Here is a 20,509-nt window from a genome sequence, read left to right on the forward strand (position 1 = left end):
GCAATAGTGAAGCGCCAGGTACCAACCCTGCGTTCTTCCTCTGCGACTCCCCGCCTCTCGCGACTCTGCGTCAAATTCTCACCCGTTCAGCAGAGTGCCCTCACTGGTATCGAACGACGCCGAATTGAAACGACGAGGCGGGTGAGCTGGAAGTTGACGCAAAGACGGGGAGGCGCAGAGACGCAGAGGAACTGGGACAGGTTGGCTTCCTGGTCAGGCGGCAACAGTCCGTTCCGGTCAGGTACAAAGGCAATGTGCTTTCGACTCCGCTCCGCCTTGATCTGGTAGTGAACGATTTGGTCGCCGTGGAGTGCAAAGCGACGTCGAGGTACAATGACATCTTCGCTGTTCAGTGCCTGACCTATCTACGACTGATGAATTTGAAACTGGGGATTGTCGTCAACTTTGGCGAACGACTGGTAAAGGAGGGTTTTCATCGTGTCGTGAATGATTTGTAGCACTTCGACAAGAACGAGTGAGACAGGAGGACTCGCAATCGTGACGTGCCAGGCTCCAACCCTGCGTTCTTCCTCTGCGGCTCCCCGCCTCTCGCGACTCTGCGTCAGATTCTCACCCGTTCAGCAGAGTGCCCTCACTGGTCTCGAACGATGCCGAATTGAAACGACGAGGCGGGTGAGCTGGAAGTTGATGCAAAGACGGGGAGGCGCAGAGACGCGGAGGAACTGGGACAAGTTGGCTTCCTGGTCAGGCGGCAACAGTCCGTTCCGGTCAGGTACAAAGGCAATGTGCTTTCGACTCCGCTCCGCCTTGATCTGGTAGTGAACGATTTGGTCGCCGTGGAGTGCAAAGCGACGTCGAGGTACAATGACATCTTCGCTGTTCAGTGCCTGACCTATCTACGACTGATGAATTTGAAACTGGGGATTGTCGTCAACTTTGGCGAACGACTGGTGAAAGATGGTTTTCATCGTGTCGTGAATGATTTGTAGCACTTCGACAAGAACGAGTGAGACAGGAGGACTCGCAATCGTGACGTGCCAGGTCCCAACCCTGCGTTCTTCCTCTGCGGCTCCCCGCCTCCCGCGACTCTGCGTCGAATTCTCACCCGTTCAGCAGAGTGCCCTCACTGGTCTCGAACGATGCCGAATTGAAACGACGAGGCGGGTGAGCTGGAAGTTGACGCAGAGACGGGGAGGCGCAGAGACGCAAGGGAGCTGGGACAGGTTGGTAGGGCAACAGTCTGTTCCGATCAGCATGAACAGCAGTGTCGAGGACTTGCGGAACTCCCTGCCCTCGACGCACCACAGTCGCTTTTACCGGCACCGACTGGATCGTGGGCAGGACAATCGGCAGCGTGTCACTACCTTCCATGAAGGACCACCTCGGTTGATTGAGCCTTCTCGGGCTGTCGTAGGCGATCGCGGTGTCGTGGTGTATTCTAGCGGCTCGAAGCTCCGTCCTCCGACGCCGCTCGGACCGTTGTCTTCCATGGGGATGGCGCCGAGTCGAACGCGCAATTCCACCCATTCAAACCATCCTGCCATGACTGCCCAATCTCTTTCCTCGGTGGTGCTCGCGTTTGCAATTCCCTTGCTGGTTTTCGAAACCGGATGCAAATCCGAGACGCCTGGCGGGTCGGTTGCGAGCGGCGGAAAACAAGGACCTGCTCAGAAGGTGTTGTTCGTTCGCGCCAAAGAAGAGGAAATCGTCGACCGGATCGAAGTCATAGGCCGCACGTCCGCAAACGAACGCGTTGAAATTCAATCTCGCGTGTCAGGGTTCCTGCAAAAGATCCACTTCGTCGACGGGCAACTCGTCAAAGAAGGCGACGTATTGTTCACAATCGATCCCGAGGAATATGACGCGGTACTGCTCCAGAGCGAGGCGCAGATCGAGGTCGCACAATCGAAACTCAATGTCGCCGAGAAAACATTCGCTCGCTCGCAGAAGCTCATGCAGGAAAGCGCGATCTCCCGTGAAGATTTTGATCAGAGTCAAGCGGCAGTAGAGGAGGCACAAGCGCGGGTGATCGTGGAAAAGGCCAACGCGGCACGGGTGGAATTGGACGTCAAGTACACGGAGGTCACTTCACCGATCAGCGGCCGTGTGGACCGCGCCCTCTTGGATGAGGGCAACTACGTCATCGGCGGGACGAGCGGGGGTACGGTGTTGACCACCGTGGTCAATGACCAGCCCATCAAGGCGGTTGCCAATGTCGATGAGAACGTTCGCCTCCGGTTCATGCGACAGTTGCATGAGGTATCTGGCCAGCCCTTTCAACGCGCCGATAAGTTGACGGAATTGGAGATTCCATGCGAACTGCAACTCTCCGACGAATCAGGGTTCCCGCACAAGGGGATTCTTGAATATGGCGAGATCGTCGTGGACGAGGCCACGGGGACGTCGCGGGTCCGAGCGAGCTTCGACAACGATAACTACCTTCTGACGCCTGGGATGTTCGTTCGGCTGCGAATCCCCATTGCTCAACCGCACCGCGCCGTCGTGGTCCCCAATATTGCGATCGGAACGGATCAAGCTACTCAGTTCGTTTATGTGATCAATGACCAAGACGAGATCGAGCAACGCACCGTGTCGCTGGGCAAACGACAGGGCGAAAAGCGTGTGGTGCGATCAGGTGTCAGCGACAACGAGTCGGTCGTCGTCGGCGGTCTGCAATTCGTCCGGCCCGGGATGAAAGTGGATCCGGTACTGAAAACCGATTGACCGTGTTGTGATTGGGCGACGCGTGTGATTGAGGCACCGCGTCGGCCGCAATTCGTTCGCCTCGACCCTTTCTGAACTGGCAGTCTCCGAAGCCGCTCATGCTTCGTCTGCCCGTATTCGAGATTCCATCAAGCTGTTTGCTCATGTCTCAGTTCTTCATCAGCCGCCCGATCTTTGCGTGCGTCATTTCGGTTTTGGTCGTGATGGCGGGCGGTATCTTTGTGTGGTCGCTGCCGATTGCGCAGTACCCCGAGATCACGCCGCCGGCGGTACGGGTATCGGCCAAGTATCAAGGTGCCAGCAGCGAGGTGGTAGCTGAAACAGTCGCGGCACCGATCGAACAGCAAATCACGGGTGTGGAGAACATGCTCTACATGTCCAGCCAGTCGACCAACGACGGGACGTATGCCCTCACCGTCACGTTCGACGTGGGTACGGATCTGGACATGGCTCAGGTGCTCGTTCAAAACCGTGTGAACTTGGCGTTGCCGATTTTGCCCGCCGAGGTCAAGAACACGGGCGTATCGGTCGTCAAGAGTTCTCCGAGCGCATTGTTGGCCGTCAATTTTTTCTCACCCGATCAATCGCGAGACCAGCTCTACCTCAGCAATTTCGCAACGATTCGCGTCAAGGATGAGTTGGCCAAGATCAACGGTGTCGGTGACATTCGCATTATTGGCCAGCGTGATTACGCGATGCGTGTTTGGTTGGATCCCGATCGCATGGCGTCTTTGCAGTTGACCGCGACTGACGTGATCAACGCGCTCCGGGAACAGAACATCCAAGTGGCGGCGGGTGCGTTGGGGCAACCGCCCGTACCGAGCGGTGAGGATTTTCAGTACACACTTAAAACGCTCGGACGGTTATCGACTCCGCAAGAGTTCGCCGAGGTCACGGTCAAGACGGGTGCCGACGGGCAAATCGTGCAACTTGGAGATATTGTCACCGAGCGGCGGATGTCGCCCGAAGGAATCGAGTTTGGCGGGATCGCTTTCGGCGCTGGATTCGAAGACACGCTGTGCCGGTTGGACGGAGTCGCCTCCGCAGGCCTGATGGTCTATCAGCTGCCGGGGTCCAATGCGTTGGCCACTGCGGATGCGATTCGAGCCAAGGTGAAAGAGCTTCGCCCCAAATTCCCGCCCGGCGTGGAGTCCTCGATCAGCTATGACACGACGCCGTTTATCGGTGAGTCGATCCACGAGGTATTCAAGGCACTACGCGATGCGATCATTCTAGTCGCCATCGTCGTGCTCGTCTTCCTGCAATCCTGGCGGGCGGCCATCATTCCGCTGGTCGCCGTACCCGTGGCGATCATCGGCACCTTTTCGGTGATGGCGGCGATCGGGTTCAGTTTGAACAATCTGTCACTCTTCGGGCTGGTCTTGGCCATCGGGATTGTCGTCGACGACGCCATCGTCGTCGTCGAAGCGATCGAGCACAAACTAGAACATGGGATGTCGCCGGTCGAAGCGTCGCGGCAAGCGATGCGAGAAGTCACCACGCCAATCATCGCTATCTCGCTGGTGTTGATGTGCGTGTTCATTCCCTGCCTGTTTATCTCTGGGATCACGGGCCAGTTCTTCAAGCAGTTTGCCGCGACGATCGCGGTTTCTACCTTCTTCAGCGCCGTCAATTCGCTGACACTCAGCCCCGCACTGAGCGCGTTGTTGTTGCGTCCCAAGTCCGAACAACGCGATCCGTTGTCCCGATTGATTCAATTTTTCTTTGGCTGGTTCTTTCGCTTGTTCAACTCCTTCTTCCAATCCGCATCAAACCTCTATGCCAATTCCGCTCGCTGGCTAATGCGACTTTCTTTCCTCGTTCTCGTCGTCTACGTGGGGTTGTTGTGGGCGACCTATCGCGGCATGACAACGGTGCCGACGGGATTCGTGCCTGAGCAGGACAAAGGGTACTTGCTCGTCGATGTGCAGTTACCCGATTCGGCATCCTTGGAGCGGACCGAGCGAGTTGTCAAGCAATTGAGTGAGATTTTGCTGGGCGAGCGCAGTGGCGACAGTCGAGCATTGGCTGCATCGATCGCGGCCGCATCGCCATCATCAGGTGGCGGGGACTCGGCGTCCCACGACAACGACGCCAGCGCTGCGGGCGACTCGAAAGCAGGTGGACTTGCGGGCGTCGATCACACGCTGGAGATAGTCGGCCAGTCCTTTGTGCAGAATGCGGTTGCATCGAATTTCGCGTCTCTGTTCGTTATCCTCGATTCCTTTCATGAGCGAGAAGATGCTTCCCTATACTCCGAGAATATCGCGATGCGACTTCGCAAGGCCGTCGCCAGCGGCGTTCTCGATGCTCGCGTGTCGGTCTTTGGCCCACCGCCGGTCGACGGGTTGGGCAGTGGTGGCGGGTTCAAAATCATGGTCCGCGATATCGACCAATTGGGGCTGACTCAGCTGGAAGAGACCACCACGAAACTGGCACAGGCCGGATCCGCTCAACCGGCCATTCTAGGAATGCAATCCGGATTCCGTGCCAACACACCGCAGATGTATCTCGATGTCGATCGCGAGAAGTGCAAGCAAATGAACGTGCCGCTCAACGAGGTCTTTGCCGCCCTGCAAACCTACTTGGGCGGTTACTATGTCAACGATCTCAACGCATTTGGCCGAACGTGGCAGGTCAAAGTGCAAGCCGATCCAAGGTTTCGCTTGGCCCCCGAACAGATCTCACAATTCTATGTACGAGGCAATCTCGGACAAATGGTGCCGCTGGGCGCATTGCTGAGCGTTCGCGAGATCACGGGACCTGCCATGGTGACCCGCTACAACGGGTTCACCGCTGCGTCGATCAATGGGATGGCGATGCCAGGGGTCAGTTCTGGCGACATGATCGAGACTGTAGAGAAAGTCGTCGACGAGACGCTGCCGTTCGGTTTCGATACCCAGTGGACCGAGTTGACGTTCCTGCAAATCCGCGCCGGCGATACGGCGTTGATCGTGTTTGCCCTCGCCGTTGTTCTTGTCTACCTGGTTCTGGCGGCCCAGTACGAGAGTTTGAGACTGCCGCTGGCCGTGGTGCTTGTCGTGCCGATGTGCTTGCTGTGCGCGGTCATCGGTGTCGCCATGGCCGGGATGGACATCAATATTTTCGTTCAAATCGGATTTGTCGTGCTGGTGGGCTTGGCCAGCAAGAATGCGATCTTGATCGTGGAGTTTGCCAAAGAGCAGCAGGCTGGGGGAGAAAGCAAACTGGAGGCTACGATCCAGGCATGCCGCTTGAGGCTGAGACCGATCATCATGACCTCACTCGCCTTCATTCTTGGTGTGGTGCCGTTGGTGTTGGCGACAGGAGCGGGGGCCGAGATGCGCACCACGTTGGGTGTGGCCGTGTTCGCAGGCATGCTCGGCGTGACCCTATTCGGCATCTTCCTGACGCCAGTCTTCTATTACGTTTTAGCGCCGCCGACGGCGACGGAGGACAGCTGAATACCAAGTCGTTCAGCCTCGTCCACTACGCAACTTATGTTTCCAAGGTCGCGGTAGCCTCAACGGGGGCGGCCCTTTTGGTACTGACAAAGATACGGGAACACATTTCCCAATCTGACGTACTGGAGGTGGCGAGATTCGTCAAAACCTATCCTCAGCGTGCATTGCGTCTCGCGATTTCCAACGTACCCTTGAAATGAGGTACCCTGGAGGCGAAACATTGTCCCCTGATAAGATCGTGTCTCTGGGATGACATCTCACTCTGACGAGCTAGCCATGTTCGGAGGAGTCGATGCAGCCTGACGGCTCCCACCTCCCCCAAACATCCACTGACAACCGACCGATTTCAAATGCAATCGAAACGAACGAAGCCAACGCGTGCCTTCCATCCCTGGCTGTTCTCCCTCCTCACGCTGCCGGTTGTCGCGGTACTGCTCGGCCTGACCGGGTCTGGCATCGCGTTGGCCTGTCCTTTTTGCAGTGCCATCTCCCAGACCCTCAGGCAGGAGATGGAGATCATGGACGCCGTCGTGATCGCCTCGGCGATGCAGAGTGATGCGACGCGAAATGCCGATACAGGCGAAGTCGAAATGAAGATTGAAACGGTGCTCAAGGGCTCCTCGCATGTCGAAGCAGGTCAAACGGTCACCGCGGTGTACTTTGGCGACGTGGCCAAAGGCCGTCGTTTTCTCCTATCCGGCGCCGACCCCAACGACATGCAGTGGTCGTGCCTGCCGCTCACCCCCCGGGCGGAGCAGTACGTCATTCGCATCCCAGATATGGCCAAAAAAGAGGGTCCCGAACGGCTGCGTTTCTACATGCTGTATTTGCAGGACGACGATTCGATGCTCGCACGCGACGCTTATGATGAGTTTGCCGTCTCCCCGTATGCGGATGTTCAAGCCATCCGCGAGGACATGGACCACGACCAATTGATCACCTGGATTCAAGACGAAAGTCTCTCGCCCGACCGCAAGCGTCTGTATTTGACGATGCTCGGTGTGTGCGGGACGACCGAAGATCTGCCCATGCTCGAAGAGATGCTCAAGAGCACTCAAAAGACCGCCCGCACGGGTATGGATGCCCTCATCGCCTGTTATCTCACGTTGGCTGGTGAATCAGGACTGGAACTGATCAACGAGCAATTTCTCTTGAACAAACAGGCTTCCTATGCAGACACCTACGCGGCGATCATGGCGATTCGTTTCCATGGAACCGAGGGTGGTGTCATCGCACGCAGTGCTCTCGTTGAGTCCTTGCACCACATTCTCGACCGCGATGACTTAGCGGACCTTGTCATTCCCGACCTCGCACGCTGGGAAGATTGGAGTCAAGTTGAGAAACTGAAAGATCTCTTTCTCAACGCAGACCCCGAGAACAACTGGGTACGAGTGCCCGTGGTCAATTACCTCCGCGCCTGCCCGAAACCGGAGGCAGCCGAGGCGCTTGAGGAGCTTGAGAAGGCGGACCCGGCGAGCGTTCGCCGCGCCAACACGTTCTTTGCAGTCCCTAAACCGGCTGCCGACACCGTCCAGCCTAGCAAGCAATAGTTACCACGGTACCTCTGTGCCCGCCGCGAACCGATGGCGGCCTGCGCGCCGCTGCGATGAGCTACCAAATTTTCAGTTCGATCTCGCCGGCCGGTTCGGGGCGGTCTACCAGTGTTTGGCTGTATTCAGGCGGCCCGAGCGGGCTGCGTGCGGCATTGCTGAACCCGTAGGGCTCGGTGGGGATTCCCAAGACGTTGCGATCGAGTCCCCGGTTTTCATTGATATCTTGGAACACTGCGATCGAGAAAGACTCCGGCAGTCCCTCGAGCGGGACCTCGCACGTCGCATCGCCGTCGGGTTCGATGGCGAGAGAGTGTTTCCATTGGGCAAATTCCGGCTGATTGAAGTGCTCGCTTGTGCTGTAGATTGCGATTCGGATCAGCCCACCACCATCGGCCCCCTCCGCTTGGGAAACCCTGAGGATTTTTAATTGGAAAGTCGGCCCCTCGGTGGCGGTCTCGGTCGACCATTCGATGAGCTCGCCGGTGGCATCATCGCTCAAGTAAGCGGTCCCCGACGCGTCGGGCGAATTGGCGATCATTCGTGATGGCGGAAACGCAGGTTTCCGCACCCGACTCTGTTGAAACGCCAGGATGGCGGCGCCGATCAACACGATACCGGCTGCGAATCCCATCAACAGCGTACCGTGATTCTCATTCCACTGGTCCGTATACATTTTCCACGACGTATCACCGCGTTGACTGTGCGGTTTCTGGTTTTTCGCGGGATCGGTTGACGGAGGAACCGGTTGCGCTGGAGGGTCCACAGGAATATCACCAAATGAAGGAATCGAATCACGTCTTTCCCGTTTTGTACCCGATCGGGGCACAGCAAGGGAATTGAAAGTTAGTTGCCAGAAGCATCTTTCGCGAATGGCCTCGGTGTTCTAAACTGAGCACCCGCCGTTGGGAAGAAGTCTTCCGCGTGATGGTGGCGACCCTTGCGACTGCAAGCTGTGAACCTGGTCAGGCCTTAACTGGAGCAGCCATAAGCAGTGCCGCTTTGTGTGAGGGTCGCCTCCACCGCGCGATCGACTTCTGGTCCTGACATGACCCCTTTTCGGATAGATCCTCAGGCAAAGAACACACCGAAAACATGGGCAATTCTGCGAGCGAACAGGAATCCGGGGACGACTCCTATGTCGTCGTCGCCCGTCGCTACCGACCGCGGGATTTCGACCAGCTCGTCGGCCAGGATCACGTAGCCAAGGCGCTCCAAGGTGCGATCGAGACCTCGCGGGTCGGCCATGCCTATCTGTTCACTGGGGCTCGCGGTGTAGGCAAAACCAGCACCGCCCGGATTTTTGCCAAAGCGCTCAATCATCCCGGCGGCCCCACCTCGCATCCCGATAGCGAGAGCGACGTTGCCCAGGCGATCGATTCGGGCGAGGACGTCGATGTGATCGAGATTGACGGGGCGAGCAACCGTGGGATTGATGAGATCCGCTCGCTGCGGGCCAATGTCGGCGTGCGGCCAAGTCGATCACGCTACAAAATCTACATCATCGACGAAGTTCATATGTTGACCGGGGCGGCATTCAACGCCTTGCTCAAAACGCTCGAAGAGCCCCCCGAGCACGTGAAGTTTATTTTCTGCACCACCGATCCAGAAAAAATTCCGATCACCGTGCTCAGCCGCTGCCAGCGGTTCGATTTCGCACCAGTGGAATCCAGCAAGATTGTCGGCCGCCTGCGTGAGATCGTGGAGGCTGAGAACAGCACCGCGGAGGACGAGGCCCTGGAACTGATCGCCCGCCGGGCGGCTGGCTCGATGCGGGACAGCCAATCGCTGCTCGAACAGGTGCTGAGTTTCAGTGATGGGCATCTGACGGCCGATCAAGTGCACGCGATGTTGGGCACCGCCGATGACCAACGCTTGCACCGACTCGCCCAGTCGATGCAAGCTCGCGACGCCGCTGCGGCGCTCGCACAAGTCGACGAAGCCATCGCGGCGGGAGTCGACGCGGGACGGTTAACCGAACAGATGCTCGGCTACTTTCGCGATCTGATGACCGCGAGTGTGGGCTGCGATGCCTCCATGATGCGATATGCAGCGGGATCGATGCACGATTCACTCGTCGAATTGGGCCAGCAGTGGGGGTTGCAAACTGTGCTCGCGATCGTCGGCCTCGTCGACGAAACGCTGGTTCGGATCCGTCACAGCGTGCATGCTCGCGTGCTGTTGGAGTCGACCCTGATTCAGATCTGCCATCTGCCGGATCTGCAAGCGATCGTCGACTTGACCGCCGCAGCCCAAGGGCTGGCATCGGACCGAGGCGAAAAAAAAAACGCGGTAGTTAAAGCCCGTCCCCCAGCGACACGTCCCGCAGCGACAGCCGTCGAGCCGGCCACACCGACGGCAGCGCCGCCCACAGCTTCTGCGGCTCCAGCGACGCCGCCAACAACGACAGCGCCGCCAATAAGCGCGTCTGCGGAGTCGACTCAGGCGACAGCGACGGCAGTCTCACCCTCGACTGCTCCGCCTAGCTCGGCCCAGGCGACGGAGAGCCCATCGCCGGCAGCGAACGGCTCGGCAGCACCGATTTCCGAAGCAGACCTGCAATCGGCCTGGCAACAGATTCTCGACGAGATGGATCCGATGACCGCAACCCTGGTCAAAGCCACCGAGAAAGTTGCCGTTGCCCAAGAAGGAACCGTCGAGCTGACGTTTCCCGAAGCAGCCGGGCTGGCGATGAGCCGATGCGGCTCACCGCAAAATAGAGACGAGATTGTTCGTACGATCGCCCGCGTTACCGGCCGACAGATTAACCTGAACATCGCAACGGGCACCAAAGCACCACCGATTCCCCAGGCGGTTGCAAAACCAAAAACGCAAAACCGAATGCAGCGAATGCGAGAAATCGAATCCAACCCGATGGTCCGCGCCTGTATCGATTTGCTCGGTGCCGAAATCGTTCGTATCGATACCCCACGATCTTAAACGCCTACCCGAACAGGGCCCTGCTCCTGCTCAGGTAAGCCGTGCAAAACCATGTCAGTTAGTTCGCCTCCCAAAGGGGTCCAACCCCTTTTCGGACAGGCTCCAAACACCATTCCATAAAGGACGACGTTCATGTTCAAAGGCCTCGGAAACCTCGGCAACATCGCCTCGATGATCGGCAAATTGCAAGACTTGCCCGATCACATGCGACAGCTCAATGAGCGCATGAAGTCCGAGCGGGTGACGGCAAGCTCGTCCTGTGGCCACGTGACGGTGACGATGAACGGAATCGGGGAAGTACAAGCCGTCGACGTCAGCCCCGAGGTCTTTGGCGAGGCCGCCAGCGATGCACTGCCACCGGAAAGGCTCTGCCAAGCGATCCAGGAAGCCACCAATGCAGCGGGCGCCGATGCCAAACAGCTCTATGCGGACTCGGTCAGTCAACTCGCCAGCGACCTTGACGTGAACATCCCCGGAATGGATGGAATTCTCGCCAGCATCACAGGCGGCAATGGATGAGCAGTCATGCCGGGGCGGTCTCTCAGCTCGTCGATCGGCTCAGCCAGCTGCCTGGGATTGGCCGCAAGAGCGCTGAGAGATTGGCGTTTCATTTGCTGCGAGTCCGCGAAGACGAGGCGCTCGCGCTGTCCGACGCGATCCGCCGTGTGCGGACGGATGTGCGGTACTGCGCCGCCTGCTTCAATTTGTCCGAAAAGGAATTGTGCCAGATCTGTGCGGATCCCAATCGGGATGCCGCGCGGCTGTGCGTGGTTGAACAGCCACGTGATCTACTCAGCCTCGAGGCGTCGGGCGCGTACAAGGGTTTGTACCACGTTCTGCTCGGCCGGATCGCGCCGCTCGATGGGGTGACCCCCGACCAATTGACGATTGATGCGCTGGTCGAGCGGGTCCGTACCGGAAAATTTTCTGAGATCATCATGGCTACCAATCCGACCGTTGAGGGCGATGGAACCTCCCTCTATTTGTCGAACCAATTGAGCGAATTCCCCGTAGAAATCACCCGTTTAGCCCGTGGAATTACGGCCGGTAGCGTGCTTGAGTACGCCAACCGAGAAATCATTGCCGACGCTCTCACCGGTCGCCAAAAACTCTAGGCAGCACCTCGGCTAGCACTCGTCGGTATGAAAAAAAGAAAATCGTTCTTTCATTTGGCACCGTATTCGCACTAGAATACGGGTTGGACCTGTTTTCAAGTAACACTTCTTAGAAAGAATGGATTTCCCATGCGGATGTCAGTGGGGCTGCACGCCCGACAGAGCCAGGTGCAGAAGCTTGCGCCGCGGATGATCCAGTCGATGGAAATCCTACAAATGCCGACGCTCGCGTTGCAGGAGCGTATCGAGCAGGAGATGAACGAGAACCCGTTGCTCGAACAGGTCGCGGGCGATCCATTGTCGCCGGACGATGGGGACGACGAAGCGCCGAGCAAGGACACACGGAGCGAAGACGAGAAAGAGTTGGTGGTCGACAACGATCACAACAACAAAGACGATTTCGAACGCCTGCTCAACATGGACGCCGACTCCTCGAGCAACTTTGACGACTCGTTCCGGCGCAGCGCCAATCGCATGTCGGAGGAAGCCGATCGCCGTCACGATATGATGGCCAACGCCCAATCTCGTCCAGAATCCCTCAACGATTTCCTGTTGCACCAACTCGCCGAACTGGACATCGACGACGAAGTCGAGCAGATTGCCGAGCGGATCGTCAGCACGCTCAATGCGTCCGACGGCGGTTACCTGCGCACGCCGCTCGCCGACATGCTGCCGCCAGGCCATACCAAAGAGGATCTCGCCAAGGCGGAAGAAGCCCTCGCGGTCGTGCAGTCTCTCGAGCCGACCGGAATCGCCGCCCGAGATCTCGCCGAATGCTTGATCTTGCAGCTCGATCCGAAGAATCCGCACTTCGATGAACTGCAGAAACTGATTCGTCTACACCTCAACGATTTGGCGGAGAATCGCCTGCCGCAGATTGCTAAGAAGACAGGCTTATCGATCGAAGACATTCAAGAACTGCGGATGGACCTGCACCTGCTCAATCCAAAACCAGGTGCCGCTTTCCTAGAGACCTACGTTCCCAACGTCACCCCAGACATTATTCTCGAGCAAGACGAATCGGGCGAGTACCGCGTTCGCCTCGATGACGACCGAGTGCCCAACCTGTTCATCAGCAAGTACTACCGGAAGCGATTGCAAGCATCAGACTGCACGACGGAAGAACGTGAGTTCATCAAACAGAAGATTAACGGTGCCCAGTGGCTGATCGACTCGATCGAACAGCGTCGCAGCACTCTGACCAAGGTCGCCGAAGCGATCGTGGAACACCAAAAGAGGTTCCTCGACGAGGGTCCCGAAGCGATTGAACCGCTGAAAATGCAACAGATCGCGGACAAGGTCGGTGTCCACGTGACCACCGTGAGCCGCGCCGTCGACGACAAGTGGATTCAAACGCCACGCGGCATTCTGCCCCTGCGACGATTCTTTGTCGGTGGCACCCAGACCGAAGACGGAGATGACGTCGCGTGGGATACGATCCGCTTGAAACTGCAAGAGCTAATCGACAAGGAAGACAAGAGCAAGCCGTTCAGCGACGAGGCCCTGGTCGAAGAACTGCAGCAGGCCGGCATGACCGTGGCCCGGCGGACAGTAACGAAGTATCGCAAAAAAATGGGGATCCCCAGCAGTCGGCAGCGTCGCGATTGGACGCTCAGCTCGTAGCAGAATCATCCTAAGCAACGCACGATCCATTTCTGTCGTAGTGGACGAGGCGACGAGTCCAAAGCCGCAGGACTCGTCGCCTCGTCCACTACTAAAACCGACACTTATTCATCGTGTGTTGCTAGGCTGCGTCGGGCTACGGCTATTTTCTAGAATCACTTTTGGAATACTTGCGGGCAACTGACAGACATTGCTCGATTGCCCGTGAATCATTACCAGCTTCAGGCTTGCTGAGCCGCCGTCTTCACGATCACCGCAGTCCTGTCGTCCTGCTGCTGCGTCGCGGTCCCCTCGAAACGTTCAGCGAGAGTGAAAAGCGAATCCAAGATCACCGGCGCCGCCAGTTCGCGGCCCCGCACTACCTCTTCGATCACCCGTTGGTCACCGAGAAAGTCTTGGTGATCACTCGTCGCTTCCGAAATTCCGTCGGTGAACAGGGCGAGTAGATCGCCGGGTTCATAGTCAGATACTGAAGCGGTCGGGAACGTCTCATTGGGAGTAATCCCTAACGGAGTATTATCTGTCTGCAGCGTGATCACTCGACCGTCCGGTTTAACCAGGTACCCGGGGTGCCCAGCACTGCTGTAGCTGAGTTGATCGCCACTAGCGTCGAAACTAGCCACAAACAAGGTCACGAATAACTGTTGCTGCATATCGTCGGCGATCAACCGATTGACGTGCGTCACGATCTCACCGAGGTGCATCGTCGAAGTTGCCAAAGCGCGTAGAAAGGCACGCGTCTCGATCATCATCATGGCCGGGCCGATCCCGTGCCCACTGACGTCGCCAATCACGACTAAGAGCGACCCGTCGGGACGGGTGATGTAATCGTAGTAATCGCCGCAATTCTGAGTCGCCGATAAACACCGGCCCGCCAGACTCACATTGGGAAACCGCGATTCGCTGTGGGGATAGAGTCGCTGTTGGATCGTGTCGGCGATCTCGAGGTCCAATCGGGCGCTCGCCAACTCCTTCTGAAGCAGGTGTCTCGCATTCCGCTCGACCGCAAAGTGAACCGTGCGCGCCAAGACCTCAGCGGTGAATCCGGCTCCCTTCACGATGTAGTCTTGAGCACCTAGCCGAACGGCACTAACCGCAGTCCGCTCATCGGTGTCACCACTGATAATCACGATCGCCGCCCCGCCACCGAGATGCGAAAGTCGGCGAAAGGTGTCCAAACCGTGACTGTCAGGAAGATTCAAATCCAACAGGACCAGGTCGACAGGCGTGGTCCGCAGAGTCTCGATCGCCGTCGCGAGATTCTCCGCCACCAGCAGCGAATAGTCCGCCTGCAACCCTTTTTTCAAGCACACTTGCACGTGGAATCGAGCCGTCGGGCTGTCTTCAACCAGCAGGATGACCATGGGCGGGGAGTTGTTCAAAAGCCAGGCTCGGCGCAAGTTGATCGCGTCGATCAAATCTCCCTATTTTGATCAAATGGACGAAGGCAGGGTGGGATGCTTGGAAGCACGCTAGACGTGCCGCAACCCAGATCCACTGAGCCCCCTATTTTAAGTCCGACCCTCTGACAGCACAAGGGTTCATATCTCGCAGGGTGACTGACAGTTTTTCGCGCAGGCCACTGGTCGCCAGTTCACCACTGACAAACCGCTAGCGTCGCTTCCTTTTCTTATTCCCACGCCGATCGGATTGACGTTTCGACTTATACTTTGATTTCGCCTTGCCGCCCCCTTTGGGCCCCGATCGTTCGCTGTCTTTCGCGGCGTGGTTCTTGACCACGGTCAGGTACAACTGGCGATCCTGCAGGTCGACCTTGTCGATCCGCACGGTCAAAAGATCCCCCAAGCGAAAACGGTTACCACCTTTGAACCCGATCAGCATTTGCCCCCGTCGCTCAAATCGATATTGATCACTGGGGAGTGTCGTGACGGGGATGAACCCGTCGACAGGCAGTTTGATGCAGCGGGCGTGCAGTCCATCGGCGAACACTCGGCTGACGACGGCCTCGAGCGTTTCACCAATCCGTTTCTTGAGAAAGTGCAACAGTTTGAGTTGGATCAACTCTCGTTCTGCAGCAGCGGCGTTGCGTTCGGCGTCACTGCATTCATGGCCGAGCTTAACGAGTTCCGAGAAGGATTCATCCGGCGTCGACTTCTTCTCGAGCAGTTTCTGCACCAAGCGATGGACCGTCAGGTCAGGGTACCGCCGAATCGGACTGGTGAAGTGGCAATAGTGCTCCATGTCGAGTGCATAATGGCCTTCCCGATGCGGCCCATAGACGGCCTTGTTCATGCTCTTGAGCACGGCAAAGTTCACGGCGTTCTCCAACGGAGTGCCAACGACCTTGTCGAGTACCGATTGAATCTCGAACCGGCTTTCCACGTGATCGATGCCCAGCCCAAGATCGCCAACGAATGCCGATAGACTGCGGAGCTTGCGTCGCTCGGGAGGCTCATGGATTCGGTGCAGAAAATTCAGCTCGAGATCATCGAGCCAGGTGGCGACGGCTTGGTTACCGGCCAGCATGAACTCTTCGATGATTTGATGGCTCTCGGTATTCTCGACCAAGAACGCTCCTTTGACTTTGCCACTGCGATCGAGATCGAGTTTGATGTCGGGCAGGTCCATGGACAGAGCACCCTCGCGAAATCGCTTTTTCCGCATCTTCATCGCGAGCGTATGCATTTCGTCGAGCAGGTCACAGATCTCGTCACCCCAGGGCTCGCGAAATTCGGCGGGCACGGCGAGGAACTGATCAATTTGCTCGTAGTTAAAACGCTTGTCACTTCGGATGACGGCGTTGTGGACTTCGCTATGGGTGATCGTTAGGTCATCGAGAATCTCGATCTCGACGGTTTTGACGAGCCGATGCCTTTCGGGCTGCAGCGAGGCGAGATGGTTGCTGATGATCTCCGGGATCATGGGGATAACACGATCGGGCAAATAAACACTCGTCGCGCGGGCGCGCGCCTCCTCATCGATCGCGCCGCCGACGGGGACGAAGTGGCTGACGTCGGCGATATGCACCCACAATCGCCAACGGCCTTTCTCTCGTTGCAGTGAGATGGCATCGTCGAAGTCACGGGCGTCGAACGGATCGATCGTGATCGTCAACAAATGCGTGAGGTCGGTGCGATCTTCCGGCAGCGTTTCATCGTCAAACTCATCGGCTCGCTGGCGAGCTTCATCGAGCACACGCTGCGGAAATTCATCGGGCAAGGCGTACTGCCGCATCACAGTCAGCGTGTCGATAGCGGGATTCTTATTGCTTCCCAGCCGCTCCAAAATAACAGCTTCCCCGCCACCACCATCATCGTCCGGGAAATCGACGATCTCCACAAACACCTTGTCATCGTCGACGAGCGGCAGTCCGCGGACGTCTCCGACACTGACCGGGGCCGTGAAATGAACACCATCGAGATACACAACAGGCCCATCGATCTGATGAGCGTGAGGGCTCCGTTCATCCGGTTCGGGCGGCAACGCCTCGGTGCGAAACGTGCCTGTGAATTGCCGCCGCTCACGCTGGACGACTTCGATCACGACACCTTCGACACCACCTCGGCGGCTCGGGCTGAGTTCGACTTCGACCAAGTCACCCTGCATCGCGCCACCGGTTGCGCCGGGGGGAACAAAGATGTCTTCGGGCAAATCGTCGTCGGCACCGCTGCCGCCACTGGAGGGCCGGACGAAACCGAACCCGCCTCCCATGGCGCGGCGGAACTTGCCACGGACGCTGTCGCTCGGCCCGCCCGCTGCTGCAGCAGCAACAACTAAATGATTCCCGCCATAGACCAATCGGCCTTCTTTGGCGAGCTGCTTGATAACCCGACGCAACTCACGATACTCGTCCCCGTCAAGTTTTAACTGGGTCGCGATCTGTTTCGGTTTGCTGGGGCGGTATTCCGCCGCGTGGACCAACCGCAGCAAGCGATCGGTCAAATGTTGAGATACTTCCATAGCACCATTCTAGCTGCCTGGTGTTGTTCCCACAAACCGGCCACGTCCCGACGCGGCCCAAACCGCCTCCGTCGGTGTACCGAGAAAACCCAGGCGTTGCCTGGGGCTATCAAAGGACTGCTCCGTCGGGGCGTCGTCGAAACTTAGCGATACCCAGCGCGTCACGGCACTCGGCTCCCCATTGCCGCGACAACAAAGAATAATTTGAACGCCCGTGAAGCCGCCGGCAGTTCAGGCGCCGTGTAATCGGCCGGGATACCGGGCAATGTTCAGCGGACATAGATTAAGCAACGCACGATCAATTTCTGTCGTAGTGGACGAGTCGACGAGTCCAAAGCCGCAGGACTCGTCGACTCGTCCACTACTAAAACCGACACTTACTCATCGTGTGTTGCTAAGCTGCACTGAGCCATTGGTCGCACATGAGAAGGATGGCGATCGCTGAGCGATTGTGATCTTGCTAAATAGCGAGCCACATAGTCGCTCGAGAACCGCCACGACTTTTAGCGACAAAAATTCTCGATCACGCCCACCCCGCGTACACCCTGATCGTGGAGGGCTTGGGTGAGCGCGGCGACTTCATCGGATCCCGAGGCGCGCTGGGTGTCGCGGACGATCAATGCCGTACCGCATAGTGCGCTTCGGCTGACCGCTGACGCCCCACAATCGACGACGATCATGTCGAAGGATTGGCGGAGCCGTAACAATGCCTTTTCGAGTTCAGCGTCTGCGAACCCTGTCTCGGCATCCCGATCAAGGAGTGGCAGCAGTGTCAATGAGTCGGCTTGTGAGGCGACGGCGACTTCCTCGATCGCGGTTTGTGAACGGATCGCTTCGGGCCAGCTATGATCGAGGTCGAGCTGCAGTTCCGATGCGATTTTGACCCCTGCGGGGTCGGCATCGACAAGTGCGACCCGAATCCCGGAGAAGGCGATACTGAGGGCCAAGCCCAGCGCGACCGTCGACCGGCCCTCGCGTTCTGTGGCACTGGTGATCGCGATCGTACGCAAGCCGTCAGTCCGGGCCTCGGCTAACTGCCGCGCCAGCTGTTCGGCGACCGAGTCGGTCAGGAAAAGTTTCTCAATCGTGCTGGGGACGATGAATTCGTCGACCTGCCACGCAGCAGCGAATTCTCGCAGCGAGACGCCAGTCGGTGCTTGGGTGGCCGCGTTGGGCGGCACCGATGCCTTCATGTCCGGCGTGGGGTTCTCTTTCGTCTCGGCCTTTATCTCCACCGGGGGCTCGCCGACGGGCTCCGGTTGGTCCTGAATGAGCATCGGCTCCGGTTCGGGGACCGCATTGGGTTCTGGTTTTCGATCGGAGGAGTCTGGAATCTTGGCGGTCGTCGACAGGATCATCACGTCGATCGGCTGTGCAAACATCGCTTCGATCGCATCGTCAGACATCTCACCACAGTGCGCTGCAGTAGCGGCTCGATCCGGCGTCTCTTCAGGCGGACGACGCGAAGCTTCCGGTTTCTCCGGTGCAGGCGTCTCGCATGGCGTGTGACTCACCGGCTCGGGCATATGCGCCGCTGGCTCGGGCATTCGTGCCGCCGGCTCGGGCACACCTGCCGCTGGCTCGACGGGCGGCTGCGTCTTTCGCCGCGGCGCCCGGGCGCGCTCGAGTCGCTGCAGAGCTTCGTCCAATCGCCGAGACGCCAACACGCTGGACTGCGACACGTTCTCCTGTCCAATCCGTTCGCGAAGCGATTGAGCCGCCCTCTCAGCGGGAGTGCCTTGTTCCACTGTTTGCGGCGCGTTGTGGGAGGATGACATGAGCGGTCTCGGTAGGTTAGCGTCGGATAGATTTTGAGAAAATGAAGGGCAAGTCATAACCCGACGCATCGGCGGGTATCCGAACGTTGCGTCTCGCTTCGCGTCGGGTTACTCAATCAACAGTCTCTAGTGGATTCCCATCGATTCCTGAGCTGTCGCCTCGCCGGCGGGCATGGCCAGCCGGGTGTCCGCTGCCTGCAGCTGTTCGTCGCTGGGTAAGGCGAACCCGAAATCAGGAGCAACCGGCGATCCAGTTGTCATGACGGCGTCCGGTTCACTGGCGGTCGCAGCCGACGGAGTGTTCCCCGCGGCTGTTCCATTGGCGGCCGCGAGGCTCTGTCCTCCCGGCTCGGCATCGACCGATGGCAGGTAGTCTGCCCAGTTGCGAATTGGATTGGGGGTGCGGCTTTCAACGAGGACAGGGATGCTGTTCTCGGAGGATTCCGCGGCAGAACCTGGGGACACGGGCGTACCGTCGGCCTTCGCTGCAGTGTCCATGGCGGCAGTGTCCATGGCCGCGACCGATGGCAGATCGGCGTAGGACGCGTCCATGCGGCGAATTTCATCGTTGGCAGCCGAGGCCAGCGGATCGAGCGGGTGATCGCTCGCTGCTTTCGGGTGGCTGACTGTCTTGTGGGAAACCGACTCAATGGACGTCTTCATCGAGGCCATCTCACCGCGAGCTTCCGGGACCTCTGCGGCAATGTTCTGGTCGCTCGGTTGGGCAATGGGAGTCCCGACGGTCGCGAGCTGTTCTGGCGGCTGCTGGTGCGAAGGTGCAGGCGGAGTGATGGATTCTTGCTTGTGACCATCGGAGATCGCGAAAGAGTCCAAGCTTCCGAGTGACTCGAGTTCGGCCAGCTCCGCGTCGAACTGCTCGTTTTTCGCACCACCCGGACGGGGCATCCAGATCGCAGCGGCTGCGACCAAGATGAGGGCGGCTGAGAGCGTTTTGCGGGTCGCGAATCGATCGACCAATGCCGAGGCTTGAACTCCCGACTTGCGTGCTAGCTCGACCATGCTCTGGCGAGGCCCAGCTGATGACTCGGCAGATCGCTCGACTGTGGCTTGCTTGCCGCCTGTGGCTTGCTTGCCGCCTGTGGCTTGCTTGCCGATTGTGGCTTGGTTGCCGGGGCTGGCTTGCTTGTCCGCGGGGGTCGCCTCGCGGAGGTGGGGCCGGGCGGGTTTTGAATCGTGAGCAGCATGAATCCTCGTCGCCTGCGTCCCTGGTGGCTGCGCTTCTTGTGGGGACGCCTCTCGCCGAGAGGGCTCGACCGCAGACGGTTCGGACACCTTCGCTGGAGCCACCTCCGGATTCAGATGGGGCAAACGCAGCAGCGTGGGCGGCGACAATTCGGGCCGAGAGTTTTTCTCTCGGTGTGAGGACGGTGCTCCGGAATTGTCGGGAGAAGTCTTTCTGGTATCAGACGCGAGCGTCATCTTGGCATCCCTGC

The 20,509-nt window shown here is 58.4% G+C and carries 14 protein-coding genes and 1 other RNA gene; 10 read left to right on the forward strand and 5 right to left on the reverse strand.

Annotated features, from left to right (window positions below):
- Positions 1-191: 191 nt before the first annotated feature.
- The 5 genes from CA85_RS02840 to CA85_RS02860 all read left to right on the forward strand — a co-directional run bounded on the left by CA85_RS02840 (position 192) and on the right by CA85_RS02860 (position 7,678).
- Positions 192-458 (forward strand): GxxExxY protein, encoded by a 267-nt coding sequence (locus CA85_RS02840; protein ID WP_261344699.1) that lies wholly within the window; start codon positions 192-194, stop codon positions 456-458.
- Between the two features lie 225 nt (positions 459-683).
- Complete coding sequence (locus CA85_RS02845; RefSeq protein ID WP_261344700.1) at positions 684-950, forward strand: GxxExxY protein; 267 nt, start codon at positions 684-686, stop codon at positions 948-950.
- 553 nt (positions 951-1,503) lie between these two features.
- Complete coding sequence (locus CA85_RS02850) at positions 1,504-2,685, forward strand: efflux RND transporter periplasmic adaptor subunit (protein ID WP_186774703.1); 1,182 nt, start codon at positions 1,504-1,506, stop codon at positions 2,683-2,685.
- Positions 2,686-2,783: 98 nt separating this feature from the next.
- Positions 2,784-6,128, forward strand: a complete 3,345-nt coding sequence (locus CA85_RS02855; protein ID WP_246112434.1) for an efflux RND transporter permease subunit — start codon at positions 2,784-2,786, stop codon at positions 6,126-6,128.
- A gap of 350 nt (positions 6,129-6,478) precedes the next feature.
- Positions 6,479-7,678, forward strand: coding sequence for a hypothetical protein (locus tag CA85_RS02860; RefSeq protein WP_246112435.1), 1,200 nt, complete (start codon positions 6,479-6,481; stop codon positions 7,676-7,678).
- A 61-nt stretch (positions 7,679-7,739) separates the two neighbouring features.
- On the opposite strand, the gene CA85_RS02865 is transcribed toward CA85_RS02860, so the two are convergent.
- Entirely contained in the window at positions 7,740-8,354 is a 615-nt protein-coding gene (locus CA85_RS02865; RefSeq protein ID WP_146389928.1) for a DUF2141 domain-containing protein, read from the reverse strand.
- A 253-nt stretch (positions 8,355-8,607) separates the two neighbouring features.
- Here CA85_RS02865 and ffs point away from each other — a divergent pair.
- From ffs to rpoN, 5 genes are all read left to right on the forward strand, one after another.
- An RNA gene (gene ffs / locus CA85_RS02870) (signal recognition particle sRNA small type) lies at positions 8,608-8,702 on the forward strand.
- A gap of 71 nt (positions 8,703-8,773) precedes the next feature.
- Positions 8,774-10,618 carry a DNA polymerase III subunit gamma/tau gene (dnaX, locus tag CA85_RS02875; RefSeq protein WP_146389752.1) on the forward strand — a complete coding sequence of 615 codons (1,845 nt, stop codon included), beginning with the start codon at positions 8,774-8,776 and terminating at the stop codon, positions 10,616-10,618.
- A gap of 132 nt (positions 10,619-10,750) precedes the next feature.
- Positions 10,751-11,137: a YbaB/EbfC family nucleoid-associated protein gene (locus CA85_RS02880; protein WP_146389753.1), complete on the forward strand. Its 387-nt coding sequence runs from the start codon at positions 10,751-10,753 to the stop codon at positions 11,135-11,137.
- A complete protein-coding gene (gene recR, locus CA85_RS02885) occupies positions 11,134-11,733 on the forward strand; it encodes a recombination mediator RecR (RefSeq protein ID WP_146389754.1) in 600 nt (199 codons plus the stop codon). The genes CA85_RS02880 and recR overlap by 4 nt, the downstream gene beginning before the upstream one ends.
- A gap of 129 nt (positions 11,734-11,862) precedes the next feature.
- Positions 11,863-13,356, forward strand: a complete 1,494-nt coding sequence (rpoN, locus tag CA85_RS02890; protein ID WP_146389755.1) for an RNA polymerase factor sigma-54 — start codon at positions 11,863-11,865, stop codon at positions 13,354-13,356.
- 221 nt (positions 13,357-13,577) lie between these two features.
- Here rpoN and CA85_RS02895 read toward each other — a convergent pair whose 3' ends face one another.
- The 4 genes from CA85_RS02895 to CA85_RS02910 form a co-directional block, all read right to left on the reverse strand.
- Positions 13,578-14,738, reverse strand: coding sequence for a PP2C family protein-serine/threonine phosphatase (locus tag CA85_RS02895; RefSeq protein WP_246112436.1), 1,161 nt, complete (start codon positions 14,736-14,738; stop codon positions 13,578-13,580).
- 229 nt (positions 14,739-14,967) lie between these two features.
- Positions 14,968-17,277 carry a ribonuclease R family protein gene (locus tag CA85_RS02900; RefSeq protein ID WP_146389757.1) on the reverse strand — a complete coding sequence of 770 codons (2,310 nt, stop codon included), beginning with the start codon at positions 17,275-17,277 and terminating at the stop codon, positions 14,968-14,970.
- A 503-nt stretch (positions 17,278-17,780) separates the two neighbouring features.
- Positions 17,781-19,055 carry a tyrosine-protein kinase family protein gene (locus tag CA85_RS02905; RefSeq protein ID WP_246112437.1) on the reverse strand — a complete coding sequence of 425 codons (1,275 nt, stop codon included), beginning with the start codon at positions 19,053-19,055 and terminating at the stop codon, positions 17,781-17,783.
- Positions 19,056-19,181: 126 nt separating this feature from the next.
- A complete protein-coding gene (locus CA85_RS02910; protein WP_146389758.1) occupies positions 19,182-20,495 on the reverse strand; it encodes a hypothetical protein in 1,314 nt (437 codons plus the stop codon).
- Positions 20,496-20,509: the final 14 nt, after the last annotated feature.

Source organism: Allorhodopirellula solitaria (assembly GCF_007859855.1).
GTDB lineage: Bacteria > Planctomycetota > Planctomycetia > Pirellulales > Pirellulaceae > Rhodopirellula > Rhodopirellula solitaria.